The 21,483-nt window shown below is 72.8% G+C and carries 18 protein-coding genes; 6 read left to right on the forward strand and 12 right to left on the reverse strand.

Features of this window, described 5'->3' with window-relative positions; all coding sequences use genetic code 11:
* Positions 1-293: 293 nt before the first annotated feature.
* Together hpt and ADK66_RS12525 are read right to left on the reverse strand one after the other, a co-directional pair.
* Positions 294-869 (reverse strand): hypoxanthine phosphoribosyltransferase, encoded by a 576-nt coding sequence (gene hpt, locus ADK66_RS12520; protein ID WP_030328005.1) that lies wholly within the window; start codon positions 867-869, stop codon positions 294-296.
* A 100-nt stretch (positions 870-969) separates the two neighbouring features.
* The gene (locus ADK66_RS12525; protein WP_157552414.1) at positions 970-1,119 is read right to left on the reverse strand and encodes a hypothetical protein; all 150 of its coding nucleotides are present in this window, start codon (positions 1,117-1,119) and stop codon (positions 970-972) included.
* A gap of 138 nt (positions 1,120-1,257) precedes the next feature.
* Here ADK66_RS12525 and ADK66_RS12530 point away from each other — a divergent pair, with 138 nt between their 5' ends.
* Positions 1,258-2,220, forward strand: a complete 963-nt coding sequence (locus tag ADK66_RS12530) for a GlxA family transcriptional regulator (RefSeq protein WP_053654805.1) — start codon at positions 1,258-1,260, stop codon at positions 2,218-2,220.
* Positions 2,221-2,249: 29 nt separating this feature from the next.
* Here the strand turns inward: ADK66_RS12530 and tilS are convergent, their stop codons facing one another.
* The 3 genes from tilS to dacB all read right to left on the reverse strand — a co-directional run bounded on the left by tilS (position 2,250) and on the right by dacB (position 5,923).
* Positions 2,250-3,242 carry a tRNA lysidine(34) synthetase TilS gene (gene tilS, locus ADK66_RS12535; RefSeq protein WP_053655064.1) on the reverse strand — a complete coding sequence of 331 codons (993 nt, stop codon included), beginning with the start codon at positions 3,240-3,242 and terminating at the stop codon, positions 2,250-2,252.
* A 10-nt stretch (positions 3,243-3,252) separates the two neighbouring features.
* Positions 3,253-4,323 (reverse strand): zinc-dependent metalloprotease, encoded by a 1,071-nt coding sequence (locus tag ADK66_RS12540; RefSeq protein WP_053654806.1) that lies wholly within the window; start codon positions 4,321-4,323, stop codon positions 3,253-3,255.
* A 127-nt stretch (positions 4,324-4,450) separates the two neighbouring features.
* Entirely contained in the window at positions 4,451-5,923 is a 1,473-nt protein-coding gene (dacB, locus tag ADK66_RS12545; protein WP_369814785.1) for a D-alanyl-D-alanine carboxypeptidase/D-alanyl-D-alanine-endopeptidase, read from the reverse strand.
* A 594-nt stretch (positions 5,924-6,517) separates the two neighbouring features.
* Here dacB and ADK66_RS12550 point away from each other — a divergent pair.
* Positions 6,518-7,024, forward strand: a complete 507-nt coding sequence (locus ADK66_RS12550) for an inorganic diphosphatase (RefSeq protein ID WP_053654810.1) — start codon at positions 6,518-6,520, stop codon at positions 7,022-7,024.
* Between the two features lie 31 nt (positions 7,025-7,055).
* Here ADK66_RS12550 and eccD read toward each other — a convergent pair whose 3' ends face one another.
* A complete protein-coding gene (gene eccD / locus ADK66_RS12555) occupies positions 7,056-8,459 on the reverse strand; it encodes a type VII secretion integral membrane protein EccD (RefSeq protein WP_053654812.1) in 1,404 nt (467 codons plus the stop codon).
* Between the two features lie 101 nt (positions 8,460-8,560).
* On the opposite strand from eccD, the gene eccCa reads away from it, so the two are divergent.
* The 3 genes from eccCa (at position 8,561) to ADK66_RS12570 (ending at position 14,800) form a co-directional block, all read left to right on the forward strand.
* Positions 8,561-12,538: a type VII secretion protein EccCa gene (gene eccCa, locus ADK66_RS12560; RefSeq protein WP_053654814.1), complete on the forward strand. Its 3,978-nt coding sequence runs from the start codon at positions 8,561-8,563 to the stop codon at positions 12,536-12,538.
* 74 nt (positions 12,539-12,612) lie between these two features.
* Positions 12,613-13,959 (forward strand): type VII secretion-associated serine protease mycosin, encoded by a 1,347-nt coding sequence (gene mycP / locus ADK66_RS12565; RefSeq protein ID WP_053654816.1) that lies wholly within the window; start codon positions 12,613-12,615, stop codon positions 13,957-13,959.
* A 43-nt stretch (positions 13,960-14,002) separates the two neighbouring features.
* Positions 14,003-14,800 (forward strand): phosphatase PAP2 family protein, encoded by a 798-nt coding sequence (locus ADK66_RS12570; RefSeq protein WP_082377410.1) that lies wholly within the window; start codon positions 14,003-14,005, stop codon positions 14,798-14,800.
* Between the two features lie 21 nt (positions 14,801-14,821).
* Here the strand turns inward: ADK66_RS12570 and ADK66_RS12575 are convergent, their stop codons facing one another.
* The 6 genes from ADK66_RS12575 to ADK66_RS12600 all read right to left on the reverse strand — a co-directional run bounded on the left by ADK66_RS12575 (position 14,822) and on the right by ADK66_RS12600 (position 20,199).
* Positions 14,822-16,000, reverse strand: a complete 1,179-nt coding sequence (locus ADK66_RS12575; protein ID WP_053654818.1) for a MarP family serine protease — start codon at positions 15,998-16,000, stop codon at positions 14,822-14,824.
* A gap of 63 nt (positions 16,001-16,063) precedes the next feature.
* Positions 16,064-16,756 (reverse strand): CoA pyrophosphatase, encoded by a 693-nt coding sequence (locus ADK66_RS12580; protein WP_053654820.1) that lies wholly within the window; start codon positions 16,754-16,756, stop codon positions 16,064-16,066.
* Positions 16,753-17,478, reverse strand: a complete 726-nt coding sequence (locus ADK66_RS12585; protein WP_053654822.1) for a TlpA disulfide reductase family protein — start codon at positions 17,476-17,478, stop codon at positions 16,753-16,755. Before ADK66_RS12585 ends, ADK66_RS12580 begins: the two co-directional genes overlap by 4 nt.
* Positions 17,475-18,263 (reverse strand): endonuclease III, encoded by a 789-nt coding sequence (gene nth, locus ADK66_RS12590; RefSeq protein ID WP_053654823.1) that lies wholly within the window; start codon positions 18,261-18,263, stop codon positions 17,475-17,477. The genes ADK66_RS12585 and nth overlap by 4 nt, the downstream gene beginning before the upstream one ends.
* 41 nt (positions 18,264-18,304) lie before the next feature.
* Entirely contained in the window at positions 18,305-19,480 is a 1,176-nt protein-coding gene (locus ADK66_RS12595) for a CapA family protein (RefSeq protein WP_053654825.1), read from the reverse strand.
* A 56-nt stretch (positions 19,481-19,536) separates the two neighbouring features.
* Complete coding sequence (locus ADK66_RS12600) at positions 19,537-20,199, reverse strand: adenosylcobinamide amidohydrolase (RefSeq protein WP_053655067.1); 663 nt, start codon at positions 20,197-20,199, stop codon at positions 19,537-19,539.
* Positions 20,200-20,342: 143 nt separating this feature from the next.
* Here ADK66_RS12600 and ADK66_RS12605 point away from each other — a divergent pair, with 143 nt between their 5' ends.
* Complete coding sequence (locus ADK66_RS12605) at positions 20,343-21,020, forward strand: Crp/Fnr family transcriptional regulator (protein WP_007466162.1); 678 nt, start codon at positions 20,343-20,345, stop codon at positions 21,018-21,020.
* The last annotated feature ends 463 nt before the right edge of the window (positions 21,021-21,483 follow it).

A 21,483-nucleotide genomic window follows, 5' to 3' on the forward strand; every position in this document is an offset into this window, starting at 1 on the left:
CTCGCGAGCCCCGCACTCGGTGCACCGTCGCCATCGACGGCGGGCACCATGGGCGGCCTCGCCAGCCCCACACCGAGGTCGTACGGCGGGTCCCGGGCAGAAACCGGCGTGGCGGAAATTCCGGCCCGACCACCCGAACGCCCGGTCACGCGGTCGAGGGGGCGGGCGCGAGGGTACTTTTCACGCCACCGGGCTCCACGGTAACCGGAAGAACTGAGAGCGCGCTGAACGTCGGCTTGACGAACACCGATGCGAGTTGCGCTCACGACCCAGGTGGACCGGGCCGGCCGACCTCAGGACCGGGCGTAGACCTCGGGCTTGAGCACCCCGACGTACGGCAGCTCGCGGTAGCGCTCACCGAAGTCCAGGCCGTACCCGACCACGAACTCGGTGGGGATGTCGAAACCGACGTACTTCACCGGGACCGGCACCTTGACCGCATCCGGCTTGCGGAACAGCGCGACCACCTCGACGCTCGCCGCCGAGCGCGACTCCAGGTAGCGCAGCAGCCAGGAGAGCGTCAGCCCGGAGTCGACGATGTCCTCGACGACAACGACGTGCCGGCCGGCGATGTCCCGGTCGAGGTCCTTGAGGATGCGGACCACACCGGAAGAGGTGGTGCCCTGGCCATAGGAGGAGATGGCCATGAAGTCGAGTTCGGCCGGGGGGCCGTTGCGGCCCAACGCCCGGGCGAAGTCCGCCATGAACATCACCGCACCCTTGAGCACGCAGACCAGCAGCAGTCCGTCACCCACGTGGGCGTAGTCGGCGGAGACCTGCTTGGCCAGCTCCGCCGTCTTCTCGCGGATCTGCGCCTCGGAGATGATCACGTGGTCGATGTCGGCGTCGTACCAGGAGCCGTCAGCCATGCCTCCTAGCCTGCCGTACGTCGCATGGCCTCCGTCGGCGGGGCCGCACCTTTCGGCGCGGTCCCGCCCGGGATTTTCAGGTCAAAAGCCCTCAAAGGCATCAGCTGGTACGGGACTGCCACCGGCGGCCGTCCTCAGTGGGCTTCCAGTCGGCCGAGTCGCGGCTGTCCGCGGTGAGGCCGGCCGCCGAGGCGGCGACGAGCAGGGCGAGGAACAGGAGGAAGAACAGGAACTCCATGGCGGCGCTCACTTTCGCGTGTTTGCTGTCGGTTTCGCCGCCGGTGCGCACCGGGCTGAGACCAGTCTGCGACGGCTCGCGCCTACCGAACAGTGGCAGTCATGACACTGATCATCGATTTACTGCCACCCGTCGGGTTACCCTCGTCACATGCTCAGATCCGTTGCCGTCCTCGTCCTGGACCAGGTCGCCCCCTTCGAGCTCGGAGTGCTCGCAGAGGTGTTCGGCACCGACCGCACCGCCGACGGCTTCCCCGCGTACCGCTTCGACGTGTGCGGCCCGAACGGCGCCCCCGTACGCACCTCGGCCGGGTTCCACCTCACCCCGAACGCCGACCTCGGTCCGCTTGAGGACGCCGACCTGGTGGCCGTACCGGCGCACGCCCAGGGCACGACCGTTCCGGGCCCGGTCCTGGACGCGCTCCGGCGAGCCGACGCACGCGGAGCGCACCTGTTCAGCGTCTGCTCCGGAGCCTTCCTGCTCGGCGAGGCCGGGCTGCTCGACGACCGCGAGTGCACCACCCACTGGCGGTACGTCGACGAGCTTCAGGACCGCCACCCGCGTGCCCGGGTCCGCTGCAACTCGCTCTACGTCCAGGACGGCCGCCTGTTGACAAGCGCCGGCACCGCGGCCGGTATCGACGCCTGCCTGCACCTGGTCCGCCAGGAGCACGGCTCGGCCACCGCGACCCGCCTGGCCCGCCGGATGGTGGTGCCGCCGCACCGCGACGGCGGGCAGTCGCAGTACGTCGAGGCGCCGATCCCGAGGGTGCCCGAGGCGCCGACCCTGGAGCCGGTGCTGGAGTGGCTCATGGGGCATCTGGATCGCCCCATCACCGTCGAGGAGTTGGCCGCGCGCGCCGGCATGGCGCCGCGTACGTTCGCCCGCCGGTTCCGCGCCGAAACCGGCACCACCCCGCACGACTGGCTCACCAATCAGCGGGTGCTGCTCGCCCGACGGCTGCTGGAGGAGACCCCGCTGAGCGTGGAGGCGGTGGCCGACCGGGCAGGCTTCGGCGACGCGGCGGCGCTGCGCCACCACTTCAACCGCCGCGTCGGCGCCACCCCGCACAGCTACCGGACGACCTTCCGGGACCGCGTGCACACCGTCTGACGCAGGCCGGCTCGTGACGCACGAACGAGTCAGGTGGGGTCGACCGGCGCCAGCCGGCCGGCGCGGCGCAGCACCCGGATCCCTCCGGGCAGGTCGACAGGCCCCTGACCGTGCCACTCGGTGACCAGGGCGTCCAACGCGTTGACATGCCCGTAGGACAAAGCAGCCGGCAGGGCGCCCAACTCCCGCGCCCAGGTGTGCAGCACCCGGCCACGCACGGCGGGCACCAGGCCCGCCAACGCCGCCACGGAGAGCCCTCCATCGGCACACCGGGCCGCCGCCAGCGCCGCCACCGCCAACCCGTCGAGAGCGGCGTTGTCCGCCGCCACCAACCGGGCGGTACGCGCGAGGTTGTCCACCACGCCCGGCCCGAGCGCGCGTACCAGCGCCGGCAGCAGGTCGGCGCGGACCCTTGAGCGGGCGTACGACGGGTCGGTGTTGTGCGGGTCCTGCCACATGTCGAGGCCGAGCGCGGCACAGGCGGCGCGGGTCTGCTCCCGGCTGATCTCCAGCAGCGGGCGCAGCAGCGGCACCCCGGCCAGGTCCCGTCGAGCCGGCATTCCGGCCAGCCCGCGCGGGCCGGCTCCCCGCGCCAGCGCAAGCAGCACGGTCTCCGCCTGGTCGTCCCGGGTGTGACCGGTGAGCAGCGCGGCAGCCCCGTGCTGGCGAGCCGCCTCCGTCAATGCCTGGTAGCGGGCCTCCCGGGCCGCCGCCTCGGGGCCGCCCGGACGCCCTGCCACCTCCACCCGGGCCACCTCCACCGGAGCGAAGCCGACCTCACGTGCCCAGACAGCCACTGCCTCCGCCCGCTGCGCCGAGCCGGCCTGCAGGCCGTGGTCGACGGTCACCAGCCCCGCAGACCGGCCCAGCCGGGGTACCACGAAGGCGGTCGCCGCAGCCAGGGCGAGCGAGTCGGCACCACCGGAACAGGCCACCAGCACAGGACCACCGGGCGGCAGGCCGTTCAGCGCGCGGCGGACGACCACCCGGATCGCGGCCACCGGCGGGGCGAGCGCGGCCACCTGCGGACGGTCAGCCAGCGGCCGGGATGTGGCCGGCCGGGCCGTGCACCCGCGCCACCCAGGCGTCCGGATCGCCAAGCTCGGACAACCGGGGCAGGGTGAGCGGAGAGTTGAAGATCGAGTTGAAGCCCTCCATGCCGACCCGCTCGACCACGCCGTGCACGAACTTGCGGCCCTCGGCGTACTGGCGCATCTTGACGTCCACCCCGAGCAGCCGGCGGATCGCCTTCTCCAGCGGGTTGCCCGCCTCGCGACGTCTGTTGAACGACGCCCGGATCCGCTCCACGCTCGGGATCACCTGCGGGCCGACGCCGTCCATCACGAACTCGGCGTGCCCCTCCAGCAGGGTCATCAGCGCGGTGAGCCGGTCCAGCACGGCCCGCTGCGCCGGGGTCTGGACAATGTCCAGCACGCTGGTACGGCTCTCCGGATCGCGGACCGCCTCGGACAGCGTCGCCACGCCACGCCGCAGCCGCTCGACCAGGTGCTCGCCGCCGTTGGACGAGGCGTCCACGAACGCCTGCACCTCGCCCAGGAAGTAGGCACGCATCCACGGCACGGCGGTGAACTGGGTGCGGTGGGTGACCTCGTGCAGGCACACCCAGAGCCGGAAGTCGCGCGGATCGGCGCCGAGCTTGCGCTCCACCTCGACGATGTTCGGCGCGACAAGCAGCAGTTGGCCCGGGTCGGCGGAGAAGACCTCGTACTGGCCGAGGACCCGGCCGGACAGGTAGGCAAGCACCGTGCCGGCCTGCACACCGGTCAGACGGGACCCGATCGCCTCGGTCAGCACGCCGGGCTGCTTGTCGCCGGAGAGGCGGCTGACCAGCGGAGTGATCACCTCACGTAGCCCGGCGATGTTCGTGGCCGCCCAGTCCCGGCGGTCCACCACCCGGACCGGCGGATGGGCCACCTGCGCCCGTAGCCCCGTGTAGTCGGCCACGTGTCCGGCCGCCTCGTCGGTAAGCCGACGCAGGTCGCCGACCACGTCGGTCGCCTCGGCGTACGACACCCGAGGGCCCGACTTGCTCAACGCCCCCGCGGTGGCGGCGGCCAGATCCCAGTCCACGAACTGCGCCATGGACCCACCGTACCCGCGCCCCGACACCTCGGCCCGGGGTCGCGTCGGCGATAGACACCGGTCGCGGGCTTCCGCGCTCGACGTTCGCGGGCGTCAGGAGCGACGGTGGAGGCTCCCGACGGGCCGGTCAGCGGCAGCCGCAGCCCGCCAGCGCGGCGGCGATCCGGTCCAGCGCCGGTTGGGCGGTGTCCGTGCCTCCGGGCACCTTGTCGGTGAGCACCGCGAAGGTGAGCAGCCGGCCGTCGACCGTGGTGACCAGGCCCGCGATGGCGTGCACGCCGGTCAGCGTGCCGGTCTTGGCCCGGACGGCGCCAGCTCCGGCGGCGGTGCCGGGAGCACCCCGGTAGCGGTCGTCCAGGGTGCCGGACCAGCCGCCCACCGGCAGGCCGCCGAAGACACCTGCCAGCTCCGGGTGGTCCGGGCTGGCGGCCAGCCGGATCAGATCGGTGAGCAGAGACGGGCTGATCCGGTTGCGGCGGGACAGCCCGCTGCCGTCGGAGAGGGTCATCTCGTCGGCGGGCAGGCCCAGCGCCGCCACCTCCGCGTCCATGGCCGCGGCGGCGCCGTCGAACGAGGCCGGTTGACTGCGGGCCAGCGCCACCTGGCGGGCGAGCGCCTCGGCCAGCAGGTTGTCGCTCTCGCTGATCATGATGTCCACCAGACGGATCAACGGTGGGGACTGCACCGTACCCAGCTCGGTGCCGGGAGGCGGGGTGCCACCCGCGGCGGCGGCCAGGGCCGGAGCCGTACCCCGCTTGACGGTGCCGGCCGGCACGCCGAGCAGCCGGGCGAACGACCGGCCCGCGACGAGGTCGGGCTCGGTGACCCGTTCCGCGCCTCCGGGGTCGGCTCCCGGGTCACGCCGCGCGCCGTCGGTCATCAGCGCGGTGACCGCACCGCCGTAGCCGCCGGTGGGGATGTCGGCGTCCCAGCCGGGGCCGTACACCGGGCCGGAGTAGATCGTCCCGTCTACGGTGACGCTCGTCGGGGCCGTGCCGCCGAGCGCGGTACGCACCTGTGCGGCCAGGTCGTCAAGGCGTGCCGCGCCCGGGTAGTAGCCCTTCTTGTCCACAGCGAGGGTCGGGTCACCGCCGCCGACGAGCACCACCTCGCCGGGCTTGTTGCCGGCCACCACCCGGGTGGGGATCCGGTGGCCGGGACCACGGGCGGCCAGCACTGTCACCGCTGTCGCCAACTTGGTCACCGAGGCGGGCACAGTCCCGTCGTCGGCGCCCTTGGCGAAGAGTGTCTGGCCGGAGGTCACGTCGGCCACCGAGACGTTCACCCGGTCACCCAGGGCTGCGGCACCGACTAGCGGGCCCAGCGCGGCCTTCACCCCGTCCGGGGTGGGCAGCGGAGCATTCGCGTCCGGCCCGGCCAGCACCTCCGACGGGTCGGGTTCCGGGGTGGCACCGGCCGCGACCGGCGTCGATGCGTCGTCCTCGCCCAGCCAGCCAGCCACCGGCCCAGGTCGGGCCACGACCACGCCGACGCCGGCGAGCACCATCAGCAGCACCGTGGCGAGCACGGCCAGAAGCCGTCCCCGGCGGCGCGGGCCGGTGGGCGCGGTGGGCGGCTCGACGCCGGCCGGAGCCGGCAGCGCGGAGATCGGTGGACCCAGCGGCGGTACGCCTGCGGGGGCGGTCGGTCGGTCACCGGCCGGCGGAGGGCCGGCCTGGGCAGGACCACCCGGAGCAGGACCACCCGGAGCGGGAGCGCCGGAGGCTGGAACGGGACCGCCCGAGGCGGGACTGGTCGGCACCACGGCACGGCCAGCCGCCGGGGCGCTGGCGGGCCGGTCGCCACCGAGAACCGGGAAGCGGCCGGTGTTCGGGCCGGCAGCCACCGAGCCGGGCGGGCTCCACGGCAGGGGCGCGGGCCGCTCGGAGGTCGACCCCGGTGCCGGAGATGTCGGTTCGGGAGGCTGCGGGAGGTGGGCCTCGGGCACCGGCACTCGCCCGGTGGCGCCGCCGGAGCCGGATCGTCCGGTACCGCGTGCAGCGCCCCCGTCCGGGCGGTAGTGTGAATCTTCCCTCCCCACGACCCCCTCCTCCCCCAGCGAAAACCGGCTTGGGTGACACTACTTCGGTCCGAAGACTATGCGGCGGCCGGCGTCGGCGGGTGGGCATTCACCTGTCCGGGGAGCCGCCAGTGGTTTCCGTTAGCCAGCGTGGGCAGACGAGGGAGCGTGCAGATGGATTTCGACGTGACGGTTGAGATCCCCAAGGGTCACCGGAACAAGTACGAGGTGGACCACGCGACCGGCCGGATCCGGCTGGACCGCACCCTCTTCACGTCCACCCAGTACCCGGCCGACTACGGGTTCATCGAGGGCACCCTGGGCGAGGACGGCGACCCGCTCGACGCCCTCGTGCTGGTCCCCGAGCCGACCTTCCCGGGCTGCCTGATCAGGTGCCGCGCCATCGGCATGTTCCGGATGACCGACGAGAAGGGCGGGGACGACAAGGTCCTCTGCGTACCCTACGAGGACCCCCGCCAGGAGCACCTGCGCGACATCCACCACGTGGGCGAGTTCGACCGGCTGGAGATCCAGCACTTCTTCGAGGTCTACAAGGACCTGGAGCCCGGCAAGTCGGTGGAGGGCGCGACCTGGGTCGGCCGCACCGAGGCCGAGGCCGAGATCCACGCCTCGTACCAGCGTGCCCGCGACGCCGAGGCGCGCGGCGAGACCCTGCACTGACGCATCCTGACGCACCGGGCCCGGGAGCCGCTCAGCCGAGCAGCCCCCGGGCCCTGTCGTACAGGTCGAGCACCGCGCAGGCGACCGGCACCACGGCGACCACGAGCGCCGTGTCGGTGAGGTCGGCGACCCTTCCGAGGTACGGCGAGACCGGCCGGCGGGCGTATCCGGTGCCGGCGGCCACGGCCACCAGGCCCAGCGCCGCACCGCCCAGGGCCAGCGCCAGCCGCCCGGTGTCGTCGGCCCGATCGACGAGTACGGCGCCGAGCACCGCGTAGCCGGCCAGCCCGGCGAGCACCGTCGGCACCCGGTGCCGCAGCGCCACGAACAGTCGCGAGCGCAGCAGCAGCACTGCCGAGACCACCGCCACCAGCACCCGCCCGGCCGTGCCACCGGCGGGCCCGAGCACCGCCGCCGCGGCAACCACGAGCAGGGCGTGCCCGAGCAGCATCCCGGTGAGCATCTCCTCGGTACGGGCCACGGCCGCGTGCACCCGACCCCGATCCGGCAGGTCCCGGGCCCGCTCCGGCTCGCCGTTGGACGCGGTGGCCGGCAGGGTGATCGGCGGCAGCGGCAGCTTGCCCAACCGGATCGCCAGCAGCGGGATCGCGCCAACGGCGAAGACCAGGGCGCTGAGCAGCACCGCTGCCGTGCCGGCCGGGGTCAGCAGCAGCGCGCCGAGAGCCGCACCGGCACCGACAAGGCCGACGGTGACGCCGGCTACGAAGACCCGCAGTCGACTTGCCACCCCGAGCAGCCCGAGCAGGGCCACCAGCAGCAGCGCCACCGAACCGGCAAGCAGTTCGGGAGCGCCGACCCAGCGTGCCAGCCCCAGTGGCCCGACCGGATCGCCCGAGCCGACCGCGAGGGCGCCGGCGACGAACGCGTACGGCAGGGCGTACCCGCCGAGTGTCGCCCCGGCCACGCCGTCGCCGTTGGCCCGGGAGGCGACCGCGCCGGCAACAGTGAGCAGCAGTGCCACGATCGTCGCAGCGAGCCAGCCGCTGCGGAGCGTCGGGCCGCTGACGAGCAGGGCGAGCAGCCCGACGGCGAGCGGCACCGCCGCGCCGGCCAGGCCGGCGACCCGGGTGGCTGTGGGTGACCAGGCACCGCCACGACGCCGGGCGCCGTCGGCGATCGCCTCCACCACGTCGTCGTACTCAAGCTCGGGCCAGTGGGTGTGGGCCGGCACCAGGTGCAGCACCTCGCCGTCGCGTACGCCCTGCGGCAGCAGCGCCTGAGCGGTCGCCAGCAGCGCGCCGTCGGTGCGCCGCAGCACCCAGCCGCCGTGCCGTTCGCCGTCGTCGGCCAGGCCCTCACCGGCGTGTCGGAGCACGTCGGGCAGCAGCTCCGCCAGCGGCGTCTGCTCCGGCAGTGCGACGTCCACCCGCCGCTGCGGCGCACTGATGGTGACGCGGGCCAGCCCTGCTGTCATCGACTGGTCTCCATATCGAGGGGGATCGGAGGCTGCGCGGACGACAGGACTTTACCTACGATGAGCCAGCCTCGGGTTACCCAGCGCTGTCAGGAGGCCGAGTGTCCACAGTCATCATCAAGCGTCCGCCGCGCCGGCCGGCACCGGAGATCCCCGCCGGTGACCTGCCGGTCGAGGCGCCGCCGGAGATCCCCGCGGTGACCGGTGGACGGTGGCAGCAGATGCTCATGCTGCTGCCCATGCTTGGCGGCACAGTGGCGATGGCGATGATGTTCGGCCGGGGCGGCGGCGCCTACTCGTACGTGGTGGGAGGGATGTTCGGGCTCTCCTCACTGGCGATGCTCGTGACGTCCTGGGGCAGCGCCTCGGGCATGCCGAAGAAGTCGGAGATGATGGCGGCCCGCCGGGAGTACCTGCGCCACCTGGCCACCCTGCGTCGCCGGGTCCGGCAGACGGCCGGGCAACAGCGGGCAGGGCTCTACTACCGGCACCCGGATCCGGGCCGCCTCTGGTCGACTGTGGACAGCCACCGGGTCTGGGAGCGGCGTCCCGCTGACCCGGACTTCGCTGTCGTACGGGTCGCCGTCGGGCCGCAGACGCTCGCCACCCCCCTTGTCCCACCGGTGACCCGGCCGCTTGAGGAGCTGGAGCCGATGACCGCAGGTGCGCTGCGCCGCTTCCTGGACGCGTACTCGGTGGTGCCGGAACTGCCGGTGGCCCTGTCGCTGCGCAGCTTCGCCCGGGTGCACGTGCGCAGCGGCACGGGCAGCACGCCGGCCACCGGCGGGCCGCACACCGGCGACCCGGCGGCGCAGTCCCTGGTCCGGGCCGTACTGACCCAGCTGGCGGTCTTCCACGCCGCCGACGAGTTGCTGATCGCGATCTGCGCGGGGCCGGAACGCCGAGCCGAGTGGGAGTGGGTGAAGTGGCTTCCGCACGCCCACCACCCCGTGCGCACCGACGCGCTCGGCGCGGTGCGGCTGGTCACCACCTCGGTCGCCGACCTGGAACGGCTGCTCGGCGATGTACTGGCAAGCCGCTCCCGGTTCAGCCCGGCCGGTACGGCCACCGACGGTCCGCACGTGGTGGTGGTCCTCGACGGCGGCGACCTGACCGGCGCCAGCGACCTGACAGGTGACGGCGGCATCGACGCGGTCACCGTTCTGGACCTGGAAACTCCGCCACCTCGCCTGCTCGACAGGTACGCGTTGCTGCTGGAGCTGCGCGGCCGGCGGCTGCACTCCTTCTCGATCGAGGGCCATGCGGAGGTGGGCATCGCCGATCAGCTCGACCTGACCGACGCCGAGGCGGTCGCCCGACGGTTGGCACCGCTGCGGCTCGCCGGCACGGCACGCGGTCCGGACGCGCCGCTGCACGCCGAGCTGGGCCTGCCGGAGCTGCTCGGTCTCGGCGACCCGGAGGGCTTCACCGCCGAGCAGGGCTGGGCACCCCGCTCGGCCCGGGACCGCCTGCGGGTGCCGATCGGGGTGGGCGCCGACGGAGGTGCCATCGAGTTGGACCTCAAGGAGTCCGCGCAGGACGGGATGGGTCCGCACGGCCTGCTCATCGGCGCGACCGGCTCCGGCAAGTCCGAGCTGCTCCGCACGCTGGTGCTGGGCTTGGCCGCCACGCACAGCTCCGAGCAGCTCAACTTCGTCCTTGTCGACTTCAAGGGCGGTGCCACCTTCGCCCCGTTCGGCAGGCTGCCGCACACCGCCGCGGTGATCACCAACCTGGCCGACGCGCTGCCGCTTGTCGACCGGATGGTCGACGCGATCAACGGCGAGCTGGTACGCCGGCAGGAGCTGCTGCGCCGGGCCGGCAACTTCGCAAGCGTGCGCGACTACGAGCGTGCCCGTGCCGCCGGCACCCCGCTGGCCCCGTTGCCGTCGCTGCTGCTGATCTGCGACGAGTTCTCCGAGCTGCTCTCCGCCAAGCCCGACTTCATCGACCTGTTCGTCCAGATCGGCCGGTTGGGTCGGTCGCTCGGCGTGCACCTGCTGCTCGCCAGCCAGCGCCTGGAGGAGGGCCGGCTGCGCGGCCTCGACACCCACCTGTCGTACCGGATCGGGCTACGCACGTTCTCCGCGCTGGAGTCCCGTACGGTCCTCGGCGTGCCGGACGCGCACGAGCTGCCCCGCTCACCGGGCCACGGCTACCTGCGCGCCGGCACCGACCCACTGGCCCGGTTCAAGGCCGCGTACGTCTCCGGCGCGGTCCGCCGCCGGGCCACGTCGGCGAGTGCCGCAGCCGGGGCGGATGCGCGTCTGCTCACCTTCACCACCCACACGGTGCCGCTGCCGGAGCCGGCCACTCTGGCGCTGCCGATGGTGGCCGAGGACGAGAGCAGCCGGGAGACCCTGCTCGACCTGCTTGTCGACAGGCTCGTCGGGCAGGGTCCGCCCGCGCACCAGGTCTGGCTTCCGCCGCTCGGTGAGCCGCCCGCCCTGGACGAACTGCTCGGCACGGTCGAGGTGGATCCGGCGCGCGGGCTCACGGTGGGCAACCCCGAGCTGCACGGCGCGCTCGGCGTGCCGGTGGCAGTGGTGGACCGGCCGTTGGAGCAGCGCCGCGATCTGCTCTGGCTGGCGCTGGACGGCGCGGCCGGGCACGTCGCGGTGATCGGCGCGCCGCAGAGCGGCAAGTCCACGGCGCTGCGGACGTTGATCTGCGCGCTGGCGCTCACCCACACCCCGGCCGAGGTGCAGGTCTACTGCCTCGACTTCGGCGGCGGTGGCCTGGCGGCACTGCGGGAGCTGCCACATGTGGGCGGGGTGACGGGTCGGGCCGATCCGACCGCCGTTCGGCGAACCGTCGGCGAGATGACCACGCTGTTGGCCGAGCGGGAGCGCCGCTTCGACGAGCTGGGCGTGGAATCGATGTCGGCGTACCGGCAGCGTCGGGCCGCCGTGGGCGCGGCCAGCCAGCCGGGAGCGGACCCGTTCGGCGACGTGTTCCTGGTGATCGACGGCTGGAGCACCGTCCGTGGCGAGTACGACGATCTGGAGCCCCTGGTCACCGACCTGGCCACCCGCGGCCTGTCGTACGGGGTGCACGTCGTCGCCACGGCGCTGCGCTGGCTGGATTTCCGTCCGGCGATCCGGGACCTGTTCGGCTCCCGGCTGGAGCTGCGCCTCGGCGACCCGGCGGATTCGCTTGTGGCGCGGAGGGCAGCGGCGAACGTGCCGGAGCAGCCCGGGCGGGGTGTGACGGCCGAGAGCCTGCACTTCCTGACCGCGCTGCCGCAGCTCACCGCCGACGGCGGGGACACCACCGATCTGGTCAAGCGGGTCGCCGACAGTTGGACCGGCCCTGCCGCGCCCCGGGTGCGGGTCCTTCCGCCCGTGTTGCCGTACACCGAACTGGATCTCGCCGCGGCGACCGGGCTGCGGCTGCCGATCGGGATCGCCGAGGCGGACCTGCGTCCGGTGCTGCTCGACTTCGCGACCGAGCCGCACTTCGTGGTCTTCGGCGACGCGGAGTGCGGCAAGTCGTCGTTCCTGCGGGCGTTGGCCACCTCGATCATCACCCGGTTCACGCCCGAGCAGGCCCGGGTGATCCTTGTCGACTATCGACGCAGCCTGCTGGACGCCATCGAGACGCCACACCTGATCGGGTACGGCACCGCGGCGGCGCACACCGCCGACCTGGTCGAGTCGGCCGCCGGTTATCTGGAGCGGCGGGCCGCCGGCCCGGAGGTCACTCCGCAGCAGTTGCGCGACAGGTCCTGGTGGTCGGGGCCGGAGCTGTTCGTGCTCGTCGACGACTACGACCTGGTGGCTGCCGGTCCGGCGAACCCGTTGCGGGCGCTGGAGGAGCACCTGCCACACGCCCGGGACGTCGGGCTGCACCTGGTGCTGGCCCGCCGCACGGGCGGGGCGGGCCGGGCCCAGTACGAGCCGATCGTGCAGCGGCTGCGGGAACTCTCGACAGCCGGTCTGGTGATGGCGGGAAGCCCGGACGAGGGCGCGCTCGTCGGGCCGGTGCGGCCCGGCCCGCTGCCGCCGGGTCGTGGTCGGCTGGTCACCCGACGGGAAGGTGTACGCCTCGTTCAGCTCGCCCACCTGCCGCCACCATGACCCGTCTTCGCGGTTCCTCCCGGGACGGGTGGGGAAACCGGTAATCTCCGATCGTCATGGTTCCGTCGGGGTGAATGGCTGGGGATGTGACTGGGGTTCGGCACAGCTGTCCGGCTGCGGCCCGGCGGGTCGCCGGCCGGGCGCTGCTCGGTGTGGCGGCGGCCCTCGCCGTCGCGGCGCCGACCGCCGTGCCCTTCGCCGCGTCCGTCGAGGCTCCCACCGCCGGCGGGCAGCTCGCCGGCGCGCCGATGGCGTTCGCCCCCGGCGATGTCGTCACCCGTACCGACCAGGTCCGCGACGAGCAGTGGCAGCTCGACGAGTTGCGCGCCGAGACGGCCTGGCGCACCTCGACCGGCCGGGGCGTGACAGTCGCTGTGGTCGACTCCGGAGTGGACGGCTCTCATCCCGACCTTGTCGGCCAGGTGCTGCGCGGTGTGGACCTGGTTGGTCCCGCAGGCGGCGCCGGTCCGGACCCGGTGGGCCACGGCACGACAGTCGCGGGCCTGATCGCCGGGCGCAAGGACGACAAGCGGGGCGTGGTCGGCCTTGCGCCGGACGCCCGGATCCTGCCGGTGCGGGTTCTCGACGAGGATAACCGCTACGACGACGCGCTGATCGTCGCCAAGGGGGTCCGGTGGGCTGTCGACAACGGCGCCCGCGTGATCAACTTGTCGCTTGGTGGCAGTGGCGACAGCCCGGCCCTGGCAGCGGCTCTCGACTACGCCTTCGCCCGGGACGTGGTGGTGGTCGCCTGCACCGGCAACCTGGCCACCTCGACCAACTCGAAGGTCTGGTACCCGGCCCGCGAGCCAGGTGTGATCGCGGTCGCCGGCCTCGACGGTGGCAGCGACAACCTGTGGTCCGGGTCGATCACCGGTCGGGCGACGGTGCTCACCGCCCCCGCGACCGGCCTGGTCGGCGCCCGACCTCCCACCGGCTACTGGCGGGTGCAGGGCACGAGCTTCGCCGCACCCCTGGTGGCGGCCACCGCCGCGCTGGTCCGGTCGCGCTATCCGCAGATGCCCGCCGGTGAGGTGGTCAACCGGCTGCTGGCCACCGCCCGGGACCTCGGCCCGACCGGTCGCGACGATCGTTTCGGGTACGGGGTGGTCGACCCGGTGGCCGCGCTGACCGCTGAGGTGCCGCCGGTGACAGCCAACCCGCTCGACGATCAGACGTCGCCGGGTGTGGTCGGCTTCGGCCCGGCGCCGGGCACTGCCGACGACGACCCGGTGGAGGGCGCCGGCAGCGACCCCCTCGGATTCACCGCCCCACGGCAGCAGACGGGGTGGACGGCCCGACCGGCGGGTCTGGCCGAAGACTCCCCGCCGGAGCAACTGTGGACGGGTGCTGTGCTGCTGGCCGCCCTGGTCACGGGCGCGGCCCTGATGGTGCGCCGCTTCCGTCAGCGCACCCGCTGATCGGCAGGGCTGAGCACCGGCCGAGCGGGGTAGATCTCCCCCTATGAGCACGTCCGGCACTCGTACCCTCGAAGCCGCCAGGCCACCGTCCTGGCGGCGTCGCCGTCTCGACCCGGACCACGCGCGGGGTCTGCGGCTGACCCTTGCGGCGACGGCGGCGTTCCTCGTGCTGGTGCCGTTCTCCCTGCTCGCCCTGCTGGTGCTGCGGGCCTGGACGCCGCTGCGCCGGGTGGACGAGGCGGTCACCGAGGCTCTGCACGCCTACGCGCTCGACCACCCGGTCTGGGTCACCCTGATGCGGGTCTGGACCGACGTGTTCGCGCCCATGCCGCTGCGGGCCGTCGCCCTGCTCGTGGTGATCTGGCTGCTGCGCCGGGGTGCCCGCCGGCTCGCCCTCTGGGTGACGACCACCATGGTGGTCGGTGGATCGCTCGGTCCGCTGCTCAAGCTGCTCGTCGGTCGGGACCGGCCGGAGCTGCTCGACCCGGTGGCACGGGCCGCCGGCTACTCGTTCCCCTCCGGGCACGCGCTTAACGCCGCCCTGGCCGCCGGGGTGCTCCTTGTGGTGTTCCTGCCGTACGTCGGACGCGCGGCGTCGCGGGTCGCGCTCTGGGTCGCCGCCGCCCTGATCGCGGTGGTGACCGGGCTGAGCAGGGTGGCGCTCGGTGTGCACTTCACGAGTGACGTCGTCGGCGGCTGGCTGCTCGGCCTGGCGGTGATCGCGGCGACCGCCGCCGCGTTCACGATCTGGCGGGCACACACCGGTCCCCGGCCGGTCCACCGCGATGGCGGCGGCGATGTCGGGGCCGCCGAGGCCGACAAGCGGTCTACCGGCGGCTGAGACGCCCGCAGGGGGCCACCCTCAGGTGCACTCGCCGGTGGAGACGGCCCGATTGCGCTCGGCGCCGGCCAGCGCCACCGGACGAGCCTCGGCGGCGGTCACCGCGAAGCCCGTGTTGGGATCGTCGGCCGCCGCCGCGAAGATCACACCGAGCACCAGGCCGTTGGCGGAGAGCAGCGGGCCACCGGAGTTGCCGCTGCGCACAAGCGCCCGGATCGTGTAGACCTCCCGCGTGACGTCGCCGGAGGAGTAGATGTCCGGTCCCTTGATCTTGTCGACGTCACGGATCCGCGCCGACTGCGCGTTGTACGGGCCGTCGAGCGGGAAGCCCAGCACGATGGCGTCCGAGCCGCTGCCCGCGTTGCCAGCGGCGAACCGCATCGACGGACCGGGCAGCCCCGGCACCAGCAGCACGGCCAGGTCCCTGTTGGGGTCGTAGACCACCACCTGACCGTCGTACCGCTCCCCACCCAGTTCCACCGCCACCGAACGGGTGCCGGCGACCACGTGCGCGTTGGTCATGACCCGGTCGTCGGCGTAGACGAACCCGGAGCCCTCGATGCGGCGCGAGCAACTGGGCGCGGAACCGAGCACCTTGACCACCGACCGCTGGCCGTTGACCACCACCTGGGAGCCGGCCAACGCCGGGTCGGGCGGGTCGACCTGCCGGGCCCGGGTGGGCGCGAGGTCACCGAAGACGTCCGGGAAACCGTCGGTGTCGACGGTGTCCTCAAGCGCTGTGGAGAGCCGGTGTGCCTGCTCCGGCAGGATCCCGTTCACCACCGTGATCACGGTGCTGTTGCGCACCGCTGCCGCGAGCCAGGGGACCGATGACGAACCGAGTGGTACGGCGACCAGCCAGGCGAGCAGCAGCACCGCGAACAGTGAGACGAACGCCCCGCCGACGTCGTCGATCCGCCTGCCGACCTGGCTGGTGATCGTCTTACGCAGGTGCGAGCCGAGCCAGCCGGCGAGCGCCTGGCCGATCACCGCCAGTCCGAAGATCGCCACCAGGGAGACCAGCACCCGGGTGCCGGCATCCACGAACTGCCGGGCGAACAGCGGCCCGACCTGGAGGCCGAGGAGCAGACCCAGGAAGAATCCGGACAACGACGTGACGCCGATGACGAAACCCTGGCGGTATCCGCTGATCGCGAACACGAGCATGAGCAGCAGTAGGACGAGATCCACGACGGACACGGGTCAAGCGTACGGGCAGTGCGCCCGCCAGATGACCATCGCTTGCGGAAGGTGACCGCGTGGTCAGCGCAGGGCGGTTTCGTCGACCTCGTCGGTGCCGGCCGACGGCGCCGGTGTCACCCCTGTCGGCGGCAGATCCACCACCCGGTTTCGCGGCCACGGGCGGGCCCAGCCGCCCATCTCCAGCAGTGTGGCAATCACCCCGGCGGTGAACCCCCAGACGAGCATGCCGCGCGCCGAGAACGCCGGGCCGATCCAACCGCTGGAGTGACGCACCCGCATCCGGTTGGCCGGGTCGACAAGTTCGCTGACCGGCAACCGGGCCACGTGCGCCACCTCGGCGGGTTCCCGGGGGTGCACCGGGTGCGGATCGTGCCACCAGGCCAGCACCGGCGTGACCACGAAGTCGCTCACCGGTATCCACAGCTTCGGCAGCTCGGCCAGCACTGTCACGCTTGTCGGGTCCAGGCCGACCTCTTCGTTCGCCTCGCGCAGCGCGGTAGCGCGTACGTCGGCGTCCTCCGGGTCGGCTGCGCCGCCGGGAAAGGCCGGCTGGCCTGCGTGATTGCGCAGGTTGGCGGCCCGTTGCAGCACCAGCACGTCGGGCCCCACACCGGGCTGCTCACCGAGCAGCACCAGCACGGCGCTCTCCCGACCACCCTCGGCGGGGGTGGTCAGCCGGGTGAAGTCCTCGGCGCGGGCGGTGCCCAGCCGGGTCAGCAGCGGCTCGATCCACTCGGGCGGTCGACGGGTCACGCCGACACCTTCAGGCCGAGGTGCGTGCGGACCAACGTGGCGAGTTGGGCGTCGTCGAGCGCGCCCGTGGCGTCGATGTGCCGGATCCGCCGGTCGGCGTCGACGAAGAGGGTCAGCGGGAAGGCGTTGCGGTTCAACTCGCGTTGCAGGGCGTCGCCCTGGTCCACCAGGATCGGGAACCGTACGCCGTAGTCCTCACCGATGGACTGGGCACCGCGCCGGCTGTCCCGGGTGTTGACCCCGACGACCTGGAGCTGACCGTCGGCACGTTCGCTGAGTCGCTGGAAGGCGGGCAGCTCCTTGCGGCACGGCCCACACCAGGACGCCCAGATGTTGATCACGGCGGGGCCGGCGACGGACCGCAGCTCGACCGGAGCGCCCCCGGTGAAGCAGGCCAGTGTCAGCTCCGGCAGCACCTCACCGCGAGGTGACGTTCCCGTGCCTGAGGCCGGCGACGCGGACGGCGTCGTGCCCGAGTCGGGCGACGCCGAGGCTGTCGTGCCCGAGGCCGGCGACGCGGAGGCCGTTGCACCGGGGCTCGTCGTGCCGGCTCCGGGCGACCCGGCCCCGGGCGGCGTGCTCAGCGCCGCGCAGTCCTCGAACGGCGACGGGCGCTCGGCGGCGACAGGCCTCGGCGCGGGGTCGTCGTCGGTAGTGCCACCGGTGCAGCCTGCGACGGCAAGCAGCAGCGGCAGGGCGAGCAGGGCGAGACGCCGGTTCACGGCACCTCCGCGGCGACCGCCTGGGCGGGCACCAGTTCCGGGTCGACACCGGCGGCCACCGCCAGGTCGCGTGCCCGAGGGCCCTTGAGCAGCTTGGCGGCGGCGGCCGGCTCGGTCGGGCCGGTGCCGTACGACGGGCAGAGCTTCGCGAGCGTGCACGCGCCACACGCGGGCTTGCGGGCGTGACAGACCCGTCGCCCGTGGAAGATGATCCGGTGCGACAGCATTGTCCAGTCACGCTTCTCGTACAGCGCGCCGATCGCGTGCTCGATCTTGACGGGGTCTGTCTCGGCGGTCAGCCCCCACCGGTGGACCAGTCGCTGGAAGTGCGTGTCGACGGTGATCCCGGGGACGTCGAAGGCGTTGCCGAGGATGACGTTCGCGGTCTTGCGACCGATCCCGGGGAGCGTCACCAGGTCGGCGAGGCGGCCGGGGACCTGGCCGTCGTACCTGTCGACAAGGGCCTGCCCGAGCTTGAGCAGCGAGTCGGTCTTGTTCCGGTAGAAGCCGGTGGGCCGGATCAGCTCCTCCATCTCGCCCCGATCCGCAGCGGCGTACGCGGCCGCGCTCGGGTAGCGGGCGAAGAGCTTCGGGGTGACCTCGTTGACCTTCTTGTCGGTGCACTGCGCGGAGAGGATCGTGGCGACGGCCAACTCCAGGGCGTTGGAGTGGTCCAGCTCACAGTGCGCGTCGGGGTGCGTCTCGGCCAGCACCCGGCCGATCTTGCGGGCACGGCGTTTGCGCCCGAGGTCGGTCTCGCTGGCACCGGGAGGACTACTGGTCACGACGGCCAGCCTACGTCGCCCCCCGGACGTTCCTGCTCGGGTCAACCGGCGGTAGGCGCGGAGATCTTGCCGTCGGTGTCGAACCGGGCGCCGGTCTTGGGAAAGTCGGTGCGACTCAGCTCGGTGATCAGGCCCAGACCCCTGTCGTCCGGGTCCATCGTCGGCTTGCCCGCGGAGTTCATGTACGTCGAGGTGAACGAGCCGCCGGCCCAACTGCCGTCGGGCTTGAGGGACACCTTCAACACGCCGCCCCAGCCGAGCCGCCCGGCGTTGCTCAGCGAGTTACCGCCACCGGCGAAGTTGCCCAGGCTGTAGGCGATCAGGCGCCCCTTGTAGAACTCCATACCGCGCAGCACGTGCGGCCCGTGCCCGACGATCAGATCCGCACCGGCGTCGATCATGGCTCGCGAGAACTTCACGGGGTCGCCCCGGTTCTCGCCGAGGAACATCTCGGTACCCGGCTTCACCCGGGTCTTGTCGGCACCTTCGCCGCCCATGTGCACCTGCACCACCACCAGGTCGGCCATGGTGGCAGCCTTGGCGACGACAGCCTTGGCCTTGGCGATGTCGACGAGGCTGTTGGACCAGACGTACGACGAGAAGCCGGCCACCGCCACCTTGACGCCCTTGACCTCCACCACGGTGATCTGGTTCGGCGCGCCGGTGTGCTCCAGGTCGTACTTCTCCAGCGCCTTCTGGGTGTTCTCGTAGCCCTTCGGGCCGTAGTCGTAGCCGTGGTTGTTCGCCTGGTTGAGCAGGTTGAAGCCGGCGTCACGCAGGTGTGCGGCGTACTCCGGCGGAGCCCGGAACTGGAAGCACCGGGTCGAGTTGGCGCCGCACTTGCCGGTGCCGGTGTCCACGGTCAGCGGCTCCTCCAGGTTGCCCATGACGAGGTCCGCCTTGAGTGCCCGGGTCACCGAGTCGAAGAAGCCCTTACCGCCACCGGCGGGCAGCCGGTTCGGAGCGTTGCCCATGATGATGTCGCCGGTCGCGGAGAGCGAGATCGCGTCCCCATCGGGCGCCGGGGCGTCACCGCCGGCCTTCGGGCCGTCCGTGGTCACCGGCGCCCCGGTGCCACCGCCGCCGATGCCCGGCTGCCAGACCGGGGCCTCTGCGGTCTCGGCGCAGCCGGCTACGAGAAGGGCAGCCAGCAGCGCGGCGAGGCCGAGGGCGACGCGGCGGTGTGGGCGGGGCGCGAGGGGGGCGGAAGCGTACATCGTTCGCGAGGCTACCGGCCCGTAAACTCGCCGACGAGGGCCGATCGGTCGAAGTTTCAGCCCGTCAGCCTGTCCGACCAGGGCACGACGGTCCGTTCGCCGCCGGCACGCACCGCGGCGTGGACCGCTCGGGCCAGCGGGCCGCCCCAGGTGGAGCGCGGCCCGCCGTACGCGGCCTCCGGCCCGTCCACCGGGCAGAGCACTGTGACCGCGTCGGTGGGAGTGCCGGTTCCGGCCAGCCCCAGCTCGCTTATCGCCTGGGTCTTCGCCTCGGTGGCGGTGGCAACGGCGTTCACCAGAGCGGAGTCGGCGAGCCGCGCCGGCACGTACACCACGATGTTGACGGTGCCGACGTGCTGCGTGAGCGCGGTGACCGCCGGCGCGGCGGCGGGCACCGGCGTGCCGAGCCCGACGGTCGCCCAGGCCCGCACCCCGGTGTCGGTCCGGGCCACCACCTCGGTCACGTCCACGCCGGTCAGCAGACCGACCCCGGGCCCGTCGAGGGCCAGGTCCGCGGCGAGCGCGCTCAGGTGAGCGGCAGGGTCTTCCCGGTCGTACGACATGGGCACCGTCGCGTTCAGCACCCAGTGCCGCACGCCGATTCCACCGCCGAGCGGGCCACTGCTGACCGCTCGCAGCGGGCCGTCGGCACGCCAGACGAGCAGCGGAATATGCCGCCCGTCCTCGGGGCGGCTGGTCAGAGTCGGCTCGGTCAGCACGTCGGGCAGGTTACGCCCACCGATCAAGATTCCAGGGGCGACCTCTGATTCATGCTCATGTGCGCCTAGACTTGGCGGCGCGCGAGGGGATCAGCGGACGGCGGACCCGGCCGACGGACGGCACGCGCAACCGGAGGTGCGCGATGGATGAGGTACTGGCCCGCAGCGGGATCTTCCAGGGTGTCGACCCGGAAGCTGCCGAGGCGCTCGCCAAGGAGATGGAGACGATCGAGGTCCGCAAGGGCGAGATCGTCTTCAATGAGGGCGAGCCCGGTGACAGTCTCTATATCCTGCTGTCCGGGAAGATCAAGGTTGGCCGCCGCGCGGCTGACGGGCGGCAGAACCTGATCGCGGTGATGGGGCCGTCGGACATGGTCGGTGAGCTGTCGCTCTTCGACCCGGGTCCGCGTACGGCGACCGCCACCGCGGTGACCGACACCCGGCTGGTACGGCTGCGCAAGCAGGCGCTGCGGCCGTGGCTGAACAACCGCCCGGAGATCGCCGAGCAGCTGCTCCGGGTTCTGGCACGGCGGCTGCGCCGGACCAATGACTCGCTCGCCGACCTGATCTTCACGGACGTGCCGGGCCGGGTCGCCAAGAACCTGCTCCAGATGGCCGGCCGGTTCGGCACCCGCGACGGTGGCGTCCTGCGGGTGACGCACGACCTCACCCAGGAGGAGATCGCCCAGCTCGTCGGCGCCTCCCGCGAGACGGTGAACAAGGCGCTCGCCGACTTCGCCTCGCGTGGCTGGCTGCGGCTGGACGGCAAGAGCATCATCATCCTCGACCCGGAGCGCCTGGCCCGCCGCGCCCGCGTCTGAGCGCTACGTCCCGTCCCCGCCTTCCGTCACCGACGGACGGCGGGGACGTTTCGTCTGCCCGACGATGCCTTGGCCGACGTGTACCTCGACCAGGTGACGGCCCTCGGTCCATGGTCCGTGCTCAAGGGCGGGTCGGGCACCGGGAAAGGTCCGTGCTCAAGGGCGGGTCGGGCACCGGGAAAGGTCCGTGCTGCCTGTAGAGCTGCCCCGAATGTGGGGCGAGGGCGACGCGACTCAGTCGAGACGGGACGCGACTCAGGGGCCCCTGAGTCCGACTGGATAGGCGAGCACGACCAGGACTCCTTCGTCTGAAGGCAGAGGGCCACTCGACTGGCCCGCTCGCCGGGCAACCAACCACCCAGGACCCCCGCCGGTGACGTCGGCACCTGCCCCATCCGTGGGGCAGCTCTACAGGAGCTGCCGCACACAGGTCCCATCCCCTCCCGTCCCGCCCCGTCCCGCC

It is taken from the genome of Micromonospora sp. NRRL B-16802 (genome assembly GCF_001279555.1).
In the GTDB taxonomy this organism is placed as follows: domain Bacteria; phylum Actinomycetota; class Actinomycetes; order Mycobacteriales; family Micromonosporaceae; genus Micromonospora; species Micromonospora profundi.